This window comes from Novosphingobium sp. FG137 (assembly GCF_057809735.1).
In genome coordinates this window covers 203,169-219,993 of the sequence record NZ_JBMDKN010000004.1, presented here as the reverse complement: position 1 = coordinate 219,993, position 16,825 = coordinate 203,169, and the positions used below count along the sequence as shown (strand labels likewise).

Below are 16,825 nucleotides of genomic sequence, written 5' to 3'. Positions count from 1 at the left end.
CCCGCCGGCCCGCCCCGCGTTGTTGCAAAGACCAAGCGGTGCTAGACATAAGTCAATGATTTCCAAAGCTGGAGACTCCGAGCAGTCTCTCCTGATCGCCGCGCTCCAGCGCGTTGCCAGCGGCGACAAGCTTGCGTTTCGCGAGGTCTATCGGCGTACCTGCGCGCGACTCCTTGGTGTGTGCATGCGCATCTCTGCGGATAGACAGGAAGCGGAGGACGTTCTGCAGGAGGTCTATGTCACCGTCTGGCAGAAGGCAGCGATGTTCGATCCTGCGCGCGCAAGTCCGATCACATGGCTTGCGGCGCTGGCGCGCAATCGCGCGATCGATCGTCTGCGGGCGAACGGACGGCGGATCACCACTCCGATCGAAAGCATAGACGAACCCGCCGACGAGAGCGCGGGCGCGCTTGAGCAATTGCTCGAAGCCGAAAGCGAGCACGACATTACGGTGTGCATCGAAGAGCTGGCAAAAGCCGATGCCGTGCTGGTGCGCACAGCATTCTTCCAGCAGGCCACCTATGCCGAACTTGCGACGCGCTCCGATATGCCGCTCGGCACGGTCAAGAGCCGGATCAGACGCGCGCTGATCAAGTTGAAGGCGTGCCTGTCATGAGCGATGAAGACGATCTGCTGGCCGGCGAGATTGCGCTGGGTCTTCTTGACGGACCGGAACGCGAGGCTGCGGTTCGCCGCCTGGGCAGCGACGCTGCACTGGCCGAGCAGGTCGACTGGTGGCGCGAACGCTTCGAGCCGCTTTCGGCGGACGACAGTGTGGAGCCGAGCGAAGACCTGTGGCAGCGCATCGAGGCCATGCTGCCGGGCAACGACAATGCCGCAGTCATCGAAGCGCGGCGCTGGCGGGCGGCGGCGCTGGCGGCCACGGTCGTCGCTGGGCTGCTTGGTGTGACCCTTGTGCTGCGCCCCGCGCCTGTACCGCAAGCAGCTCCGCCTGCGGCTGCTCCGGCCCCGGCACCGGTCCTGCTCGCAAGCATTGCAGGAAGCGGCGGTATTGTTGCGACAATCGCCTACAACCAGACGGCCGGCGATCTCACGATTGCCCCTGGCAAGCTCGATGCCGGTCAGCGCGACGCCGAACTGTGGATCATTCCGGCAGATGGCAGGCCGCGCTCGCTCGGCACGATCGATCCGGCACGCGCAGCCACCCGCCCGGCACGCACCGAGGTCCGCCGTCTGATCGCGCGGGGAGCAACATTCGCGATCTCGCTTGAGCCTCGCGGCGGCTCGCCGACCGGCCTACCCACAGGGCCCATCCTCGGCACAGGAAAAATCAGCGGGAGCTGAGGCTGCTACGCATCCACTTTTCGCCCTGCTTTGTGATGCTTCTGAGCCGTTCCTCGCTGCCTTAGCGGGGTCGTCGCTCTATCAGTCCGAGCCTGACCGCTGTTGGAGCGCTTTGCTGACGGTCCGCCTCAAGACACCTAATCGGCAGCTTTGGAGCAAAGTAACCGGTCGCGTTATCAGATCTGAGAACCGGGTCTGGTCGGCTGCTGCAGAACCCGGTCGCCGCGTTTGAGACTTTCTGGTCGCCCCTAGTTTCCGTGCTGAGCGTCAGGTCTTGCCAAGCGCCCACAGTCAGCGCTTCTTCTGATCGACCTCGCCTTCTCATCGCATCATGCGCCGCTACCGGCCCGGAACGGGGTCGAACAGTCTGCAAGCTTAACAAGCCTCGCAGGCGGCCAATGATTTCCGCTCTAACAAAAACGCGCGCCTCTTGATGGAGGCGCGCGGCATTTGCAGGAAAGTTTTACAAATTGCTTCAGTTCGAAGGCGCTACCTTATCGGCTGCATTGTCGGCAGCATTGCCCGCCTTGGTCGCTGCCTTGCCCACATCGTCCGCCGCAGCTGCGATGGCGTTGTCTTTTCGCGCACCGCTGTTTGACATATTGGTGAAGAGCAGGACACCTACCACCAACGCAACCAGCAGCACTATGGCGATCATCCATCCGGACCCGCCGCCCGAGGGCCGCTCGACTTCGACAATACGTTCATCAGCCATTGATCAATCCTTACATGATCCCCCAGTTGCTGATCATAACTCCCCGTTTGCCCGCAAGTTCCCCAGCGGACCAGCCCGAGGGTCCAGCCTCGTGGGCAGCTGCGGCTATGCCCAAGCTAGCGCGCACCGATCGAGACGAGATGGTCTGAGGTTGGGAATGCGTCCACGGCTGACTGTCGGCCGGACAAGGATTGGTGTTGCCCATCGAACAGCAGTGCAACCTTGCAGGATTCCAGCGGCGCGCTGAGCAGGAAGCCCTGCACATGGGTGCAACCATTCGCCGCCACGAGGGCGAGCTGCGCGTCGTTCTCGATGCCTTCGGCGGTGACGTCGAGCTGCAGATTTGCACCGAGCTGGCATATCGCGCGCACGATCGAGGCAGTGCCGGAATCGCCCGGCAGGCTTGCGATGAAGCTGCGGTCGATCTTGATCCGGTCGATGGGAAAACGATGGAGGTAGCCGAGCGAGGAGTAGCCGGTGCCGAAATCATCGAGCGTAATGGTAAGGCCAAGTGAGCGCAGCTCCCGCAGTGTGCGCAGCACCACCTCGTCATCCCCCAGCAGCGAGGTTTCGGTAATCTCGATCGCGAGCCGCGCGGGGCTGAGACCGCTGCTATCGAGCGCATTCCGGACGACGTCGAGCAGCCCGCCGCTCATGATCTGAATCGGCGACACATTGACCGAAACGGCAAGGTCCGCTGGCCATTTCGTCGCGGCCGTGCACGCCGTCTGCAATACCATCTCGCCGATCGCGCAGATAAGGCCCAGCTCTTCCGCGACCGGGATGAACACGCCGGGCGGCACCTCGCCGCGGGTCGGTGAGTGCCATCGGAGCAGCGCCTCCGCCCCGGTGAACCGGGCACTGCGCACATCGAGGATAGGCTGGAACGCGACCTCGAGGCTGCGGTTCGACCAGGCGAGCCGCAACTCGTTCTCAAGCGCACAGCGTTCCAGCATCTTGCGGGTGAGCGAGGGATCGAACAGGCAGGTGCGGCCGCGGCCTTCGTGCTTGGCCCGGTAGAGCGCCACATCTGCCTGCTGGGTCAGCGTCTCGGCGTCGCTGCTGTCGGTGGGCGCGAGGGTGACGCCGACACTCGCGCCGATCTCGGCGACATAGCCGTCGAGCATGAACGGGCAGGAGAGCGCCTCGACGATCTCCTCGGCAAGATCGCGTGCCACCTCGCGATCGGCAATGTTGCGCGCGATGATGGCAAATTCGTCGCCGCCGATGCGGGCGATGAGGTCACAGCCGCGCGCCACCCGCCGTAGCCGCTGTGCGACGCTCTTGAGCAGCAGGTCGCCGACCGGATGACCGAGCGTGTCGTTGATTGCCTTGAACCGGTCGAGATCGATCATCAGGATGGCGAAGGCCTGCCCGTTGCGAACGAGGAGTTCGCATTCGTCGGATAGCTGGGTGACAAAGCTGTAGCGGTTGCAGAGCCCTGTCAGCATGTCGTGCAAGGCAAGCTGGCGCAGGCGGTCCTGCGCCTCTGCCCGGCCTTCTTCGACGAGGTGGGTCGAGACGCCGGTGCCGACGATGACCATCGCAGCGACGGCGATTGCAGCGGCCATGGCACTGAATACCTCGCTGTTGGCGCCTCTGCCAAATCCCTCGATCGGGATCACCACAAAGGCCGCCATGCCGACAAAGTGCAGGATCAGGATCGCGGCCATCAGCAGGAATGTCGCATCCCAGGCCCGCCCCATCGCGGTGGTCCGTTTGGCCCGCAAGCGGTCGATCGCGATCGCCGAGAACCCCATGGCGCACAGGGCCGATAAGGCGACATAGCCGGGCAGCCAATGCACCACCCCGTCGGGCCGATAGGCAAACATCCCGACATAGTGCATCACGCAGATCGCCAGCCCGATCATGCCACCACCGCAGATGGCGGAGGAGAGGCGGCCACGCAGCCGCGCGAGGATGAGGCCGATCGCCGTTCCGCCAATGGCGATGAGCGCCGAGACAATCGTCAGCGTGGCATCAAAGCGCACCGGAACACCGGGACGATAGCCGAGCATCGCGATGAAGTGCGTCGACCAGATCGAAAAGCCGGCACAGACCGAGGTGAGGAAGAGCCAGTGCAGCCCGGTCGACCCACGCGCGTGCAAGCTCCGATGCGCCAGTCGTATGGTTACCGAAGACCCGAACAAGCAGACGAGGGCCGCAAGCAGTACCAGCAGCGGATCGTGTTCGTGTGTCAGACAATTCAAGACGCGCACAATCCACCTCGCGGATCGTGAACGTGGGAGCGCGCGCCTAACGGACCTTGAAGATTCAGCGTTAATTCGCTCTTCAGCATCCACTTTCCGGACCACGCGCGGCAACCTGCTGGTTGTATCCGTCAAGGCGTGCCGAGATACGAATTCAGCGCGAAGCTGCTGATTTGATGCGTTACTTTTGCCGAGCAGGCGAAGGGAGATGGCGGAAAAGCAGGGTATCTTGGCGCGCGGGCCCGGTAACACCTTTCAACGCTGCGAACCTCCTGCGTTCAATCTGTGCTTTGGCCTCGATCCGCACATCCACGGGCGAATATCCGCAAGCGTGAGCCCTCCAGCGGTGCTTGGAACATCCCTGCCACCAGCGCTGCCCTTAACATAAGATAGTTACACAATCGACCTTTGGGTATCATTGTGCTCTGGTTGTGCAATAAGCGTGCACCATGTCGATTCCGCTTGAAACGCACAAACACGTTGAGATGCTGGTCGAACGCTTTCGGACATCGATCGGCCCGTTCGTGGCAGCTGCCGAGTCGACCCACATGCCGATGATCTTTGCCGACGGGCAGGAGGCCGATCATCCGATCGTGTTCGCCAATCGCGCCTTCAGGGATCTTGCGGGTTTCAATGCAGAGGCGCTGCCCGGTCAGCCGATCGGTGGCCTGCTTGGCGAGTTGGCCGATTCCGGAACTTCGGCAGCGATCCAGACGGCCTTGTCGACAGGCCAGAGCGGAAACTGGGAGCTGCAATGCCGGCGTGCCGATCGCAGCGAGTTCCTTGCTGCCATTTTCCTGAGCCCCATGCGCGATGCGCAGCATGTGATCCGGCACAACCTCCTCTCGTTCATCGAGCTCGGCGGTCCGGTTGACCGGCTGCTGGAGCAGCGCAACGAGTTCCATGCGCTCTACGAGCAGGCCCCCGGTTTCATCGCCGCCGCTGAAGGGCCGGAGCATCGTTTCACCTTTGCCAATGCCTCATACAAGCGCTTCGTCGGGCGCGATCACCTCGTTGGCCTGACCGTGGCCGAGACCATGCCGGAACTGGTCGAGCAGGGGTTCATCGGACTGCTCGATCAAGTCTACCGTACTGGCGAACCGTTCGTCGGCAGGGGCATGCCACTCGGTTTCGTCAACCCGGACACGGGCAAGACCGAACAGCGTTATGCCGATTTCGTTTATCAGGCCGTGCGAAATGCAAGCGGGACGATCACGGGCCTGTTCTGCGAGGGCTACGACGTGACGGTGCAGCGCAAGACCGCAGAGAGCCTTGCGGCCCTGCAATCCGAGATGATCCACGTCTCGCGCGTCAATGCGATGGGAACGATGGCGACGACGCTCGCGCACGAACTCAACCAGCCGCTGAGTGCGATCACCAACTATGCGGCGGGCGGCCTGAAACTGATCGATCCTGCGGCGCACGATGCCGGCCGCCTGATCCAGGCCATGGAAGGCATCAATGAAGCCGCCCATCGCGCCGCCGACATCATCCGCAACATGCGGGAACTGACGCGGCGGCGCGAGCCCAAGCGGGTGGCCTTTGAACTCAAGTCGGCGGTCGGCGAATGCGTCCGGCTCGTACGCGCGACGGTTTCGCCGGGAATCAGCATCCACGATCAGGTTGCTTCCGGCACCACAATGGCCGCTGACCGGGTGCAGATCCAGCAGGTCATCATCAACCTGCTCCGGAATGCCTGCGAAGCCGTGATGCCGATGGACCGGCAGGAGGTTTCGATCACGGCCCATGCAAAGCAGGGCTCACTCGTTGTCAGCGTGATCGATACGGGGCCCGGCGTTTCGGCCGAGGCCGCGCAGGACATCTTCTCGTGGTCGGATTCGACGAAAGAAGGCGGCATGGGCTTCGGCCTCTCGATCTGCCGCACGATCGTCGAAGCCCATCGCGGCCGGATCTGGCTGGAGAACAGCGGGCCCGATGGCTCGGAGTTCTGCTTCTCCGTCCCCCTTCCTGCCGAGACGGCGCCCGCCTGAACCCCGCCCGATCAGGGCTTTGGGGGGGGAATGATCGGGCGGGGAGGCACTTGCCGGGGTACCGATGAGTTTGGGGGGACGTGGCACCCCGGCCGCTGACACCGGGGGGAGCTTGTCCCGGTGCAGTCTCGTGTTGCACCCTTACTGCAGCCTCGGCGCTTAAGGCGGACTTGGCGGCGCTACCGGAGATTTACGGTATCGACGGCTGCTGATTCAGGGTCTGGAACGGGCTGCGCGCCGCGAATTCGCACAGCAGTTCACCAAGCCAATCCGCAGCGCGGCGGCGTTCGGCCGGCGAAGGGTCGTTGAGCAGGCGCGTGACGTGGCGCGAGACGAACTGCGAAGGGCCGAAATAGGCCATGCTCCACGTTTCGAAGCGGCGCTGCTCCAGCGATCCCTGCTCGACGATCACGATCTCGTCGTGGCGGGTGTCGCAGGTAACGCGGTGCATGAGGTCCTCGATCGCGGCTTTGTCTCCTTCGAGCGCTTGTGCGAAATGCGTGCCGGTGAACAGCAGCGCGCCGGTAACCCCGGCCGCGGCATTGCGTGTTACCGATGCCGCGACGATCCCGGCGACGACAGCTTCGGCTTCCTCCGGCGCAATCGTGCTGCGGCTGATGTAGAGCAGGGAACCCAGCGTGGCGGCCTCACAGATCTGCACGGTTCCCTTCTGGTTCAAGTGATCGGCCATTTTCCAATCCCTTAGCTGAAGTGGGCAACCATCGCCGGGACGTGGCTTGATGCCTCAGGAGGGCTGAACAGGAAGCCCTGCCCGACGTCGCAACCATGTGCCTTGACGAATTCGGCTTGGGTCGAGGTCTCGATGCCTTCCGCGACGGTTTCGATGCCAAGGCTGTTGCCGAGGCCAATCAGCGCTCGGACAATCGCCATGTCATCGGGGTTGCGGCCGATGCCGCCAACGAAGGAGCGATCGATCTTGAGGACATCGACGGGAAACTGCTTGAGGTGCGTCAGCGAGGCAAAGCCGGTGCCGAAATCATCGAGCGCGATGCGTATGCCGCATTCGCTAAGCTTCCTGAGCGCGCGCGCTACATGATGCGCGCCGCGGCCGAGGAAAACGCCCTCGGTCACCTCGACCTCGATAAGACCTGCAGGCAGCGCACGAGCATCAAGCTCCGCAAGCAGCCGCTCGGCAAAGTCGTCAGCATGGAAATCCGCCGCGCAGGTGTTGATCGCGACATGCCCGAATGACAGCCCGATATCGGCCCAGCGGCGCATGTCATCGAGTACACGTGCGATCATCTGCCGGCTGATCGCGGCGGCAAGCTGGCGATCGGTGAAGGCCGGCGCGAACATCTCAGGCAGAATAGGCGCGCCACCGACCTGCGCGCAACGCACCAGCGCCTCGAAGCCGACCAGCGCACCCGAGGCGAGATCGAGCTTTGGCTGATAGTAGGGGATGATGCGGTTCTCGGCGACACCCTCGCGCGCGATCGCCATCATCCGCGCTTCGCGCTCAAACTCGTCAGCCATGCTCGGCGAATAAGTTATCGCGCAGCCACGACTGAGTTTTGCTGTCGCCAGCGCGAGATCGCTGCACTTGGTAAGCTCCGACGCCGTGGCAGCATGATCGGGATAAATGGCAAGGCCGATGCTGGCCCGGCATTCCACCATGCGTCCCTCATGCAGGATCGGCTCCTGCAGCCTCGCATTGAGCGAGCGCATGCAAGCGGCGATCTCTTCGTCGCGCTCGATGCCCGGCAGCACAACGCCAAACTCATCACCGCCAAGCCGCGCGACAGTATCCGAGGCGCGCAGAACGGAAGGCAACCTTTTCGCAAAGCTGCACAGCAGGGCGTCGCCAACATCATGACCGAGCGAGTCATTTATCTGCTTGAAATGGTCGACATCGACAAGCATCAGCGCAACTCGGGTGCCATCGCGGCGCGCATTCTTCATGGCGCTCTCCAGCCGCTTCTGGAACAGGGTGCGCATCGGCAGGCCAGTCAGTTCGTCGTGTTCGGCAACGTAGAGCAGCTGCTTGGAGAGCGCTGATTGGATCGCCAGCTGCTCCTGCCGCTCGATCACCGAACGGCGCAACTCCAGGAGCGAGCGCACCTGCGTCGCCAGCGCGCGCAAGGTTTCCTGCTCGTCCTCGCTGAGCCCCGCATGGCGCGGTGCCTGATCAATCACGCAAAGCGACGCGATGGGAGTGCCGTCGGCTGCAACAATTCGCGTGCCGGCATAGAAGCCGATGTGCGGATCGCCCGTGACGAGAGGATTGTTGCTGAACCGAGGATCGTGCTGCGCATCCGTTACGATGAACACCGCCTCCGATTCAATGACATGCACGCAGAACGAGATGTCGATGGGGGTTTCCTGCAGACTGAAACCCCACGTCGCCTTGAACCATTGCCGGTCATCATCGAGGAAGCTGATCGCCGCCGCCTCGGTGTGGCAGAAGCGCGCAGCAAGCATGGCGATATTGTCGAACGCTACCTCGCGCTCGCTGTCGAGGATATCGTAGTGATCAATAGCGGCACGACGGATAGACCGCTTTACCGCCGGAAGGGCCGAGCGGATCCGCGACGCCTCGTGGGCGATGACGTTCATGTGCGCCTCCAGGCCGTCTTCGTGGCATTCGCATCAATAGCAAAGTTCTGCCTAGCCGCCGGAAGGTAAAGCCTGCCGAGAAAAAGCCAATAACTAAGGTTTAACCCACCATATACAACTCGATCAGGACGCCTATGCTGTATCCCCGAGCGTCTGGTCTGGCGATGCTCCAACTGATTGAAAACATGATGGAACAGGGGAGGTCTGGCGCAATCGAGATCCTGATGGATCAGCTGGCCCCGCCGCGGCGCCGGGTCTATGTGATCGATGATGATGCGGATGTGCGCAAGTCGCTTCATTTTCTTCTCGGTGTCTGCTCGATCACCGCCTGGCCGTTTGCCGAGTCCGCCGATTTTCTGGACCAGCTTGACGAATTGCCACCCGCGCCGATCCTGCTCGACATCCGCATGCCGCGGATTGACGGCCTGCAAATGCTGGTGCTGCTCAAGGAGCGTGAGATCGCTTGGCCGGTGATCATGATGACGGCGCATGGAGACATCGCAGTCGCGGTGCGCGCGATGAAGCTTGGCGCCATCGAGTTCCTTGAAAAGCCCTTTGATCCGGACTTGCTCGAGCAGGTTCTCGATCAGGCCTACGGCCTCCTCGGCCGCATTGAAGGGACTGTGCAGTCGCGGCGCAGGGCGCGGCAGTTGCTCGGCCAACTTTCCCGCCGCGAAAACGAAGTCCTGACAATCCTCATGGAGGGCGTGCCCAACAAGATTGCCGCGCACCGGTTGGACCTCAGCCCCCGCACGGTCGAGATGCATCGCGGCAATGCCCTCGCGAAGCTGGGCCTCAAGAGCATCGCCGAAGCCGTCGCACTCGTCACGGCCGCGGATCTGGGCGGACAGCCGCTCGGCTCGGGTGTGAGCCAGATCTGATCGGTCTGTTGTGGCAAAGGCGCGATAGGTCTGCACCACCGTTCAGTTCGGTGCGCTGGCGGCAGATGGCGCCGAAACCGGTTGCTGCGTCCTGAATCCGATCCGGCCATCCTTGCTCCATTGGGTGCGGCCATATAGCAGCGGTGCATTCCCGATCCGCACGACGAGGATCTGACCCGGCTTCAGGCCAGGGCTGGTATCGAGCAGCATGCCATACTCCGACAGGTTGCGCACGATCGCCGGGCGGGGGGGGCGCCCCACCAGCAGGCGCGCCGCCTGATCGAGCCGCACGCGCGGCGCGCGAGGCAGGTGCGCGACTTTGCTGCCATAATCGACATGGCAGGTCCCCTGCCCGAACATTGCCAACGCTTGCGGCACGTCAATGCCAAAGCGCCGGTCCAGGATCCACCGCACCTTGCCCGCGTAGAAATTCTGCTCATCGATCGTGAGGTGCAGGGTCTGGCCGATGACCAGCTCGAGGTCGGTCTCTCCCATGAGCCCGGTTGCCGAGGCATCGCGGATTCGCGCATCCCCAAAGGCATCGATGGGATAGATCGATGCTCGCAGAAAGACCGACCGGCGGCGCGCGCGGCGGCGATCGCTGGACGCGGCCGCCGGCGTCTCGTCCAGCGCCGTGGCAAGTTGGTGAACCTTCGAATCCATAAGCATCGCGTCAGCCTCCCGTTTGCCGCAAGGCCCCTCATGGGATCAGCGCGGTTACGAGGGAGTCGGTAACGTTACCGAAAAAGTACGGGGTTTTGAGGATGGTTCGCCGGAAGAAGAGCTGCGGCGAGGCGTTCCAGGCGATCAGGCGCTGCGCGTGATGCCGCGTCCAGGCGCGCAACAACGCACTCTGAATGAAGGCAAGTGTTACCCACAGGCGGTTCCGCAGCGCATCCGTGCACAGAAGGGACGGGTAGTGCACCTTCACCTTGCGGCAACGAGCGGCTATCGCCAGTGGCCACGTGGGCGGGATGCACAGAACCGATGAAAAGCACGCTATCTGATCGGCAAGCGGTCTGGGCTTTTGCGTTGGGCTGCCTTGCCGTCACGCTTGGCGTCATGGCCCACCTGCCGATGTTCGCAATGGCTCGGGCGATGCATTACCATCTCGCCGGCATGCCGATGGACAACCTGATGCTGGGTGGGATGATGCTTATCCTGCTCGGGACCGGGATCGCTGCATACGGCCTGCTGCCGCGCGAGCTTGCTGCACAACGCGCAGCTGCGGCAGATATCGTCGTCGCCGCACCCGAAGATGCCCCGCTCAGCGCGGCACACTGGGGGCTGATGGCGGTGCTGGTGATCGCGCTGATCATCGATGTGATGAAGCCTGCGTCGCTCGGCTTCACCGTACCGGGCATGATCAGCGAATATGGCGTACCCAAGAAGACGGTGTCTCTGGTACCGTTCTTTGCGCTGGCCGGAACGGTCACCGGCTCGGTGCTGTGGGGTTGGATCGCCGACATCTATGGCCGCAAGGCTTCGATCCTGCTCTCGGCTGTGATGTTCGTCGGCACTTCGATCTGCGGGGCGATGCCCAGCCTCGCGTGGAACATCGCAATGTGCTTCATGATGGGCGCGGCGGCAGGCGGCATGCTGCCCGTCACTTACGCGCTACTGGCCGAGATGATGCCCAATCGCCATCGTGGCTGGAGCCTCGTGCTGGTCGGCGGGCTAGGCGCTGTTGGCGGCTACTTCGCGGCGAGCGGCCTCTCCGCCCTCCTTCAGCCAATCTTCGGCTGGCGCATTCTCTGGCTCGCCAATCTGCCGACCGGCCTAACGCTGGTACTGCTCGGCGCACTCATTCCGGAATCGGCGAAGTTCCTGCTCGCGCGCGGGCGAGTAGAGGAAGCCGAGGCCGTGATGCGCCGCTTCGGTGCGCGCGCGACTTACGCCAGCGCCGCTGTGTCCAGCGAGCCGCGCACATCGCAAGCGCTTTCCGGCCTCGCGCTCTATGGCAAGCTCGCCGCGCTCAGCATTTGTGCGCTTTCGTGGGGTCTGATCAACTTCGGCCTCCTGCTGTGGCTGCCCGCCGACCTCGTGGCGAAGGGCTATTCGGTGAGCGTCTCGAGCCGTCTGCTTGCGGAAAGCGCGCTTATCGCGTTCCCGACCGTGTTTGTCGCCGCGTTGCTCTACAGCCGATGGAGCACCAAATGGGCGCTGTGCGCCATGATCGCGCTGACCCTTGCCGGATTGCTGCTCGTCCTGCGGCTCGAACAAGTAGGGAGCGGCAGCCCAGTGCTCCCCGTGGCGCTGCTGATCGTCGGCACGAAGGGCATCATATCTATCGTGCTGCCCTACACTGCCGAAAGCTTTCCCTTGCGCGTGCGCGGCCGCGCTACCGGGTGGATCGCCGCCTGCACCAAGGCTGGCGGGCTAATGGCCCAGGGCCTCACGATCAGTGGCGCCGCGCTCTCGATGTTCACTTCATCGCTGATGGTGATGGTGCCAACTGTCCTGTCCCTGGTCCTTGTGGCCTGGTTCGGGCGGGAAACGCGTGGCCTCGATCTGCGTGAGCTTGATGCCTAAAGCCGTTTGAGCGGAAGGCAGATCTATTGGCAAGATTGGCAACAAGTTGTTATTTTATCGTGGAAATCCGCTGAGATTTGCCATTGCACGCGCCGATTGACCTACTGGTCTCTGGTTCCTCGGGATCGGACCAGGTGCTCACGCAGGTTGACATGTTAGAACGATATTCTAGAGATAGAATATCGTTCTAGGAGCTGTAATGAGTCGGCATTCGGACATCCTCGATGCGGCGCGGGCGCTCTTTCTCGCCAAGGGATTTGCTGCGACCACCATCGCAGACATCCGCGCTGCGAGCGGCGCCAGCACCGGCAGCATCTATCACGCCTTTGCCTCCAAGGAGGCGATCGCAGCGGCGCTTGTGCGCCATGCCATTGGCGGATGGACGGCAGCGACAATGGAACAGGCGCAAAGCGGGGATTTCAGGGCATTGCTTGAGGCGACCGTGGAAGGCCTGATCGTCTGGGGCAGCACTGACCGTGATGCTTTCAGAATCATGGACGAGTTGAGGTCTTTGGCCGAGCGGCACGAAGGCGGCTCTGAGCTTGGACTGGTTCTGCATCATGGCCGCGGCGAAGCGCGTACCTCATTCGAAGAGGCTGTTTCGGCCGGACTGGTTCGCGACCTGCCTTGGCCCGTCGCGTCGGCGCTCATGCTTGGCCCTGCCTACGAATATCTTCGGCAGGGAGAGGCTGCCGAGGATGTCCCGATCAAAGCGATCTGCCGCGTTTTCGCCGATGCGGCATGGGCTTCGCTCGCGTTGCCGCACAAGGACCACGGGAGCTGATTCATGACGTTCGACCTCGGCCTGCTGATGGCGCAGAAGCAGGAGCGGGAGTGCGCCCGCCTCGACGACTTCGATTTTCGCCTGCGCGCACGGACGATCCGCCGCGTGGCGGCGTGGGTGAGCGAGCAGGCACAATATCCTGCCGCGATCGATCCATTCAGGTACGCCAGCGAGATCGCAACGCGCGAGTTCGAAGCCATTCTTGCCGATCTGCGCACAAAGCTTCGCCATCCCACCGACGATCCTGCGTGGCGCTGCGTTGTCGATCGCGCGCGGCAGGAAGCGAGAAAGTCACTCATCGACGAGTTCGGCGACCCCACACCTGTTCGGCTGGGCTGAGCCACATGCAAAAGCCGCCTGAACGCCCGGGAGAAGATTGGCTCGCAGCATGGAGACGAAGAAATGCGGAGCCGTGACGCCAGAGTGACCTGCACATGCGGACGCGTTGCGGCCCTGGCCCGGCATCTTTCGCCCGGTCGGGTCAATCGGGTGATCTGCTATTGTGGAGACTGTCAGGCTTATGCCCGCCACCTCCAACGATCGGACATCCTCAACTCAAGAGGCGGATCCGACATCATCCAGTTGCCGGCAGGGCAGTTCCGGATCGTCTCGGGCGGAGAGCGGATCGTTGGCCTCAAGATGACGGCCAGGCCCACCATCCGCTGGTATGCCAGATGCTGCCATGCGCCGATCGCGAACATGAGCTCGCCGCAGTCACCTGCGCTTGGCGTACTGGCGGCTTCGTTCGCGGATTACGGCAGCGCGCTGGGTACGCTCGTTGGCGCGCCGATCGGTGAAATTCACGGACAAGACGCCATTGGCGAAGGCCCGCCCATCGGAAGTGGCATCGGCATTTCAGTCCTGCTGCGTGCGGTCCCCAAGGTCCTGTTCTGGAAGCTGACAGGACAAGGCAGGCCGAACCCTTTCTGCAAGGACGACACGACCGACCTTCGCTATCCTCTGGCGCAGTGAAGCCGGACCTGCGCAATTGATCCTTACGCGGCAGAAAGCTGTTACTGGAATTCAGGTTTCCTGGCCAACTAGGACTGCCACCTCCATGCTACGATAGTCACAGAAATGGATCGCAGATCGATGTACACAGTCAGCCGTTATGAAGGTGGTCGAAACGATGAGATAGCGGCCCTCATCCTGTCCATCCAGAACGATGAAGCCGGGCTCGACCTTACGATTGCCGACCAACCGGATCTGATCGATGTGCTATCGTCCTACCGCGAAGGGGGTTTCTGGATCGCGGATCATGCGGGACGGGTGGTAGGGACTATCGGACTGCTGCCCTATGGTCCGCGCGCCGCGCTCAAGAAGTTCTTCGTCGCAAAAGAGCACCGAGGAGCCGAGGGTCCGGCCCGCGCGCTTTTCGGGAGCCTCCTGAACTTTGCGATCAATGAGGGCTTCACCGACATCTTTCTCGATACGCCTTCGGTCGCGGTGCGCTCGCATGCCTTCTATGAACGCGAGGGATTTAAGCTGTCGGATCGCGAAGTGTTGCCCCCAAACTATGAATTCCCCGACCGGTCCAGCCTTGTCTTTCGGCGGGTGCTGTAGGCCGCAGACCAGCGGCTTCCGGCTTTGATCAGGCGGCCTTGGCCTCGCGTCAGCGGAGGTCGCCCCTGCTAAATCTCGTGCATTCCGGAAAGGCCGGCTTCCCGGCATCTGGCAGGATCATGTCCAGTCCCTTGTGGGACCCGCGAAAGCGAAAGGATGATCCTGTGCGAAGAGCCTTGTCGGTCCTGGTGTTCTCGGCATTGATGGCCGGCGGAGGATTGGCAAAGACACCGCCCAAATCCGTGCACGCATCGGCGTCCAAAGTGATCCCGGTCGAGGAATTGCGGTTCTACAAGAACAGGCAGGGGCTCACCGTGGCCAAAGCCTGGGGCGACCCCGACACGGGGCCGCACAGCAATTTCATCCGGATGCCGGGCCATGCGAAGAGCGGCCTCCACACGCACAGGTTCAGCTACTACGGGGTGGTCGTCAAAGGCGAGCTTGCCAATGCGGCAAGCGAAAGCACGGCTGCGCAAACTCTTCGGCCAGGGTCATACTGGGTCCAGAAGGGGGGCGAACCCCATGTGACCGACTGCCTCTCGGAGACAGAGTGTCTGATCTTCGTGACGTCCAAGGGACCGTTCGATTTTCATCCGGTGGCCGCGCCGGGTGATGGGCAGACCGCTTTGCCGAAACGATGAAGGCAGGACGTCTTGCTAGCCACCCGAGACAAAGGAGAAAACAGATGACGAAAAATGTGCGTGTCTCGGCCGCCCGGCGGCAGCTCGGCACCCCCACCGATCTTGGCGAGGATGCAACGCGTGACATCTCCGGGAGCCTGAGGGCACTGCTGGCGGACGTCTTTGCGCTCTATCTCAAGACCAAGAACTTCCATTGGCACATGAGCGGCCCGAATTTTCGGGACTATCATCTGCTGCTGGACGATCAGGCTGAGCAGGTCTTCGCCATGACCGACACGATCGCCGAGCGCGCGCGCAAGATTGGTGGCACGACAATTCGTTCCATCTCGGACATCGCCGCAAAGCAGCGGCTGCTCGACAACAACGCCGACTATGTCGACCCCAAAGACATGCTTGCCGAGCTGCACGGAGACAACAAGCAACTGGTCGCCGAACTCAGGCGTACGCATGAGCTTTGTGATGAATATGCCGATGTCGCGACTGCAAGCCTGATCGAAGTGTGGATCGATGAGACGGAGCAGCGGGCCTGGTTCCTGTACGAGAGTAGTCGGTCGTCGGTTTTGATGTGAAGGCATAGATCAACTCTAGCTGGATAGAGAGTGCTTCAGCATGTCCCGACCGATCCGTATCCTGCTGCAGACGACCATCACTTCGACCGAAAACGACTGGCATATCGGCCGCTTTTCGATGTTGCAGGCGTTTCTGGCGGACTTGCGCGACGAAGCCGGGCAACCGCTCGTGGAAGTGACCGCTCGCGACCGCGCGGTGGTCGGCCTGCCCGACCCCGTGCTGTCAACACTCGACACCTCACTGTTCGATGAGCTCTGGCTGTTTGCAGTCGATACTGGGGACGGGCTCGATCCCGCCGACTGCGCCGGAATCACCCGGTTCCGCGAGCGGGGTGGCGGTTTGCTTGTCACCCGCGACCATATGGATCTGGGGCAATCGGTCTGCGATCTCGGTGGTGTCGGCCTTGCTCATCACTTCCACAGCGTGAACCCGGATCCAGACATCTCCCGGCATACAGTGGACGATCACGAGACGGGCACGATCCTTTGGCCAAACTACCATTCGGGTGCCAATGGCGATTTTCAGGAGATCGAGGTGAGCGATCCACCGCATCCGCTGATGCTCGATCCAACAGCACCCGATGGCCTGATCCACTATCTTCCCGCCCACCCGCATGAAGGCTGCGTTGGCGTACCTCCAGGGACGTCAGCGCGCGTGATCGCTGCAGGGACAAGCAAGGTCACCGGGCGCCGCTTCAATCTGATCGTGGCATTCGAGCCGGAGGGCACGCTTGGTCCCGCCGTAGCGCATTCAAGCTTCCACCATTTCGCCGACTACAACTGGGACCCGTTGCGTGGATGCCCAGACTTTGTCAGCGAAGCCCCCGGAGGCACTCTGCCTGCGTCACCTGCTGCCGTTCAGGCTGTTCATACCTACGTTGCCAACCTGGCGCAGTGGCTTGGCGGGCGCCCCATTCCCACGTTGTCAGCACTTCGCCGCGATCAGGCGCTGGACCAGGCGCTCGCGGAGAGCTTCCCGGCGAGTGATCCCCCGGCTCTTGCCTGAACCATCCGCCAAGGGCTGGCGTTGCCATCAAGTCCGTTCCGAATGTCCAAGACA

At 62.5% G+C, this 16,825-nt stretch carries 18 protein-coding genes; 12 read left to right on the top strand and 6 right to left on the bottom strand.

Annotated features, from left to right (window positions below; genetic code table 11):
• Positions 1-55: 55 nt before the first annotated feature.
• Together ACODS2_RS12955 and ACODS2_RS12950 are read left to right on the top strand one after the other, a co-directional pair.
• Positions 56-616, top strand: a complete 561-nt coding sequence (locus tag ACODS2_RS12955) for a sigma-70 family RNA polymerase sigma factor (protein WP_298166437.1) — start codon at positions 56-58, stop codon at positions 614-616.
• On the top strand, positions 613-1,305 hold the full coding sequence (locus tag ACODS2_RS12950) for an anti-sigma factor (protein ID WP_488999193.1): 693 nt from the start codon (positions 613-615) through the stop codon (positions 1,303-1,305). Before ACODS2_RS12955 ends, ACODS2_RS12950 begins: the two co-directional genes overlap by 4 nt.
• A gap of 475 nt (positions 1,306-1,780) precedes the next feature.
• On the opposite strand, the gene ACODS2_RS12945 is transcribed toward ACODS2_RS12950, so the two are convergent.
• Together ACODS2_RS12945 and ACODS2_RS12940 are read right to left on the bottom strand one after the other, a co-directional pair.
• Positions 1,781-2,020: a hypothetical protein gene (locus ACODS2_RS12945; RefSeq protein WP_488999192.1), complete on the bottom strand. Its 240-nt coding sequence runs from the start codon at positions 2,018-2,020 to the stop codon at positions 1,781-1,783.
• 116 nt (positions 2,021-2,136) lie between these two features.
• Positions 2,137-4,128, bottom strand: a complete 1,992-nt coding sequence (locus ACODS2_RS12940; RefSeq protein ID WP_488999191.1) for a putative bifunctional diguanylate cyclase/phosphodiesterase — start codon at positions 4,126-4,128, stop codon at positions 2,137-2,139.
• A 551-nt stretch (positions 4,129-4,679) separates the two neighbouring features.
• On the opposite strand from ACODS2_RS12940, the gene ACODS2_RS12935 reads away from it, so the two are divergent.
• Positions 4,680-6,221 carry a PAS domain-containing sensor histidine kinase gene (locus tag ACODS2_RS12935; RefSeq protein ID WP_488999190.1) on the top strand — a complete coding sequence of 514 codons (1,542 nt, stop codon included), beginning with the start codon at positions 4,680-4,682 and terminating at the stop codon, positions 6,219-6,221.
• Between the two features lie 190 nt (positions 6,222-6,411).
• On the opposite strand, the gene ACODS2_RS12930 is transcribed toward ACODS2_RS12935, so the two are convergent.
• Both ACODS2_RS12930 and ACODS2_RS12925 read right to left on the bottom strand, forming a co-directional pair.
• Entirely contained in the window at positions 6,412-6,912 is a 501-nt protein-coding gene (locus tag ACODS2_RS12930; RefSeq protein WP_488999189.1) for a BLUF domain-containing protein, read from the bottom strand.
• Between the two features lie 11 nt (positions 6,913-6,923).
• Positions 6,924-8,795 (bottom strand): putative bifunctional diguanylate cyclase/phosphodiesterase, encoded by a 1,872-nt coding sequence (locus ACODS2_RS12925; protein WP_488999188.1) that lies wholly within the window; start codon positions 8,793-8,795, stop codon positions 6,924-6,926.
• A gap of 224 nt (positions 8,796-9,019) precedes the next feature.
• Between ACODS2_RS12925 and ACODS2_RS12920 the strand changes: the two genes are divergently transcribed.
• On the top strand, positions 9,020-9,676 hold the full coding sequence (locus ACODS2_RS12920) for a response regulator transcription factor (protein WP_488999187.1): 657 nt from the start codon (positions 9,020-9,022) through the stop codon (positions 9,674-9,676).
• 42 nt (positions 9,677-9,718) lie between these two features.
• Here ACODS2_RS12920 and ACODS2_RS12915 read toward each other — a convergent pair whose 3' ends face one another.
• Complete coding sequence (locus tag ACODS2_RS12915) at positions 9,719-10,345, bottom strand: PilZ domain-containing protein (protein ID WP_488999186.1); 627 nt, start codon at positions 10,343-10,345, stop codon at positions 9,719-9,721.
• Between the two features lie 31 nt (positions 10,346-10,376).
• Positions 10,377-10,607, bottom strand: coding sequence for a hypothetical protein (locus tag ACODS2_RS12910; protein WP_488999185.1), 231 nt, complete (start codon positions 10,605-10,607; stop codon positions 10,377-10,379).
• Between the two features lie 56 nt (positions 10,608-10,663).
• On the opposite strand from ACODS2_RS12910, the gene ACODS2_RS12905 reads away from it, so the two are divergent.
• From ACODS2_RS12905 to ACODS2_RS12870, 8 genes are all read left to right on the top strand, one after another.
• Complete coding sequence (locus ACODS2_RS12905) at positions 10,664-12,208, top strand: MFS transporter (RefSeq protein ID WP_488999184.1); 1,545 nt, start codon at positions 10,664-10,666, stop codon at positions 12,206-12,208.
• Positions 12,209-12,407: 199 nt separating this feature from the next.
• Positions 12,408-12,992 carry a TetR/AcrR family transcriptional regulator gene (locus ACODS2_RS12900; protein ID WP_488999183.1) on the top strand — a complete coding sequence of 195 codons (585 nt, stop codon included), beginning with the start codon at positions 12,408-12,410 and terminating at the stop codon, positions 12,990-12,992.
• Positions 12,993-12,995: 3 nt separating this feature from the next.
• The gene (locus ACODS2_RS12895; protein ID WP_488999182.1) at positions 12,996-13,331 is read left to right on the top strand and encodes a hypothetical protein; all 336 of its coding nucleotides are present in this window, start codon (positions 12,996-12,998) and stop codon (positions 13,329-13,331) included.
• A 63-nt stretch (positions 13,332-13,394) separates the two neighbouring features.
• Positions 13,395-13,964 (top strand): DUF6151 family protein, encoded by a 570-nt coding sequence (locus ACODS2_RS12890; protein WP_488999181.1) that lies wholly within the window; start codon positions 13,395-13,397, stop codon positions 13,962-13,964.
• A 120-nt stretch (positions 13,965-14,084) separates the two neighbouring features.
• Positions 14,085-14,555 (top strand): GNAT family N-acetyltransferase, encoded by a 471-nt coding sequence (locus tag ACODS2_RS12885; protein ID WP_488999180.1) that lies wholly within the window; start codon positions 14,085-14,087, stop codon positions 14,553-14,555.
• 176 nt (positions 14,556-14,731) lie between these two features.
• A complete protein-coding gene (locus tag ACODS2_RS12880; protein WP_488999179.1) occupies positions 14,732-15,196 on the top strand; it encodes a DUF4437 domain-containing protein in 465 nt (154 codons plus the stop codon).
• A 44-nt stretch (positions 15,197-15,240) separates the two neighbouring features.
• Complete coding sequence (locus ACODS2_RS12875; protein WP_488999178.1) at positions 15,241-15,765, top strand: Dps family protein; 525 nt, start codon at positions 15,241-15,243, stop codon at positions 15,763-15,765.
• A 40-nt stretch (positions 15,766-15,805) separates the two neighbouring features.
• Complete coding sequence (locus tag ACODS2_RS12870; RefSeq protein WP_488999177.1) at positions 15,806-16,771, top strand: hypothetical protein; 966 nt, start codon at positions 15,806-15,808, stop codon at positions 16,769-16,771.
• Positions 16,772-16,825 lie beyond the last annotated feature (54 nt).

What these genes read in the sequence shown, in the direction of transcription:
- ACODS2_RS12900 (WP_488999183.1), top strand. Translation starts at nt 12,408, where the DNA reads ATGAGTCGGCATTCGGACATCCTCGATGCGGCGCGGGCGCTCTTTCTC.
- ACODS2_RS12945 (WP_488999192.1), bottom strand. Translation starts at nt 2,020, where the DNA reads ATGGCTGATGAACGTATTGTCGAAGTCGAGCGGCCCTCGGGCGGCGGG.
- ACODS2_RS12950 (WP_488999193.1), top strand. Translation starts at nt 613, where the DNA reads ATGAGCGATGAAGACGATCTGCTGGCCGGCGAGATTGCGCTGGGTCTT.
- ACODS2_RS12920 (WP_488999187.1), top strand. Translation starts at nt 9,020, where the DNA reads ATGGATCAGCTGGCCCCGCCGCGGCGCCGGGTCTATGTGATCGATGAT.
- ACODS2_RS12955 (WP_298166437.1), top strand. Translation starts at nt 56, where the DNA reads ATGATTTCCAAAGCTGGAGACTCCGAGCAGTCTCTCCTGATCGCCGCG.
- ACODS2_RS12875 (WP_488999178.1), top strand. Translation starts at nt 15,241, where the DNA reads ATGACGAAAAATGTGCGTGTCTCGGCCGCCCGGCGGCAGCTCGGCACC.
- ACODS2_RS12915 (WP_488999186.1), bottom strand. Translation starts at nt 10,345, where the DNA reads ATGCTTATGGATTCGAAGGTTCACCAACTTGCCACGGCGCTGGACGAG.
- ACODS2_RS12935 (WP_488999190.1), top strand. Translation starts at nt 4,680, where the DNA reads ATGTCGATTCCGCTTGAAACGCACAAACACGTTGAGATGCTGGTCGAA.
- ACODS2_RS12885 (WP_488999180.1), top strand. Translation starts at nt 14,085, where the DNA reads ATGTACACAGTCAGCCGTTATGAAGGTGGTCGAAACGATGAGATAGCG.
- ACODS2_RS12890 (WP_488999181.1), top strand. Translation starts at nt 13,395, where the DNA reads ATGCGGAGCCGTGACGCCAGAGTGACCTGCACATGCGGACGCGTTGCG.
- ACODS2_RS12930 (WP_488999189.1), bottom strand. Translation starts at nt 6,912, where the DNA reads ATGGCCGATCACTTGAACCAGAAGGGAACCGTGCAGATCTGTGAGGCC.
- ACODS2_RS12905 (WP_488999184.1), top strand. Translation starts at nt 10,664, where the DNA reads ATGAAAAGCACGCTATCTGATCGGCAAGCGGTCTGGGCTTTTGCGTTG.
- ACODS2_RS12925 (WP_488999188.1), bottom strand. Translation starts at nt 8,795, where the DNA reads ATGAACGTCATCGCCCACGAGGCGTCGCGGATCCGCTCGGCCCTTCCG.
- ACODS2_RS12895 (WP_488999182.1), top strand. Translation starts at nt 12,996, where the DNA reads ATGACGTTCGACCTCGGCCTGCTGATGGCGCAGAAGCAGGAGCGGGAG.
- ACODS2_RS12870 (WP_488999177.1), top strand. Translation starts at nt 15,806, where the DNA reads ATGTCCCGACCGATCCGTATCCTGCTGCAGACGACCATCACTTCGACC.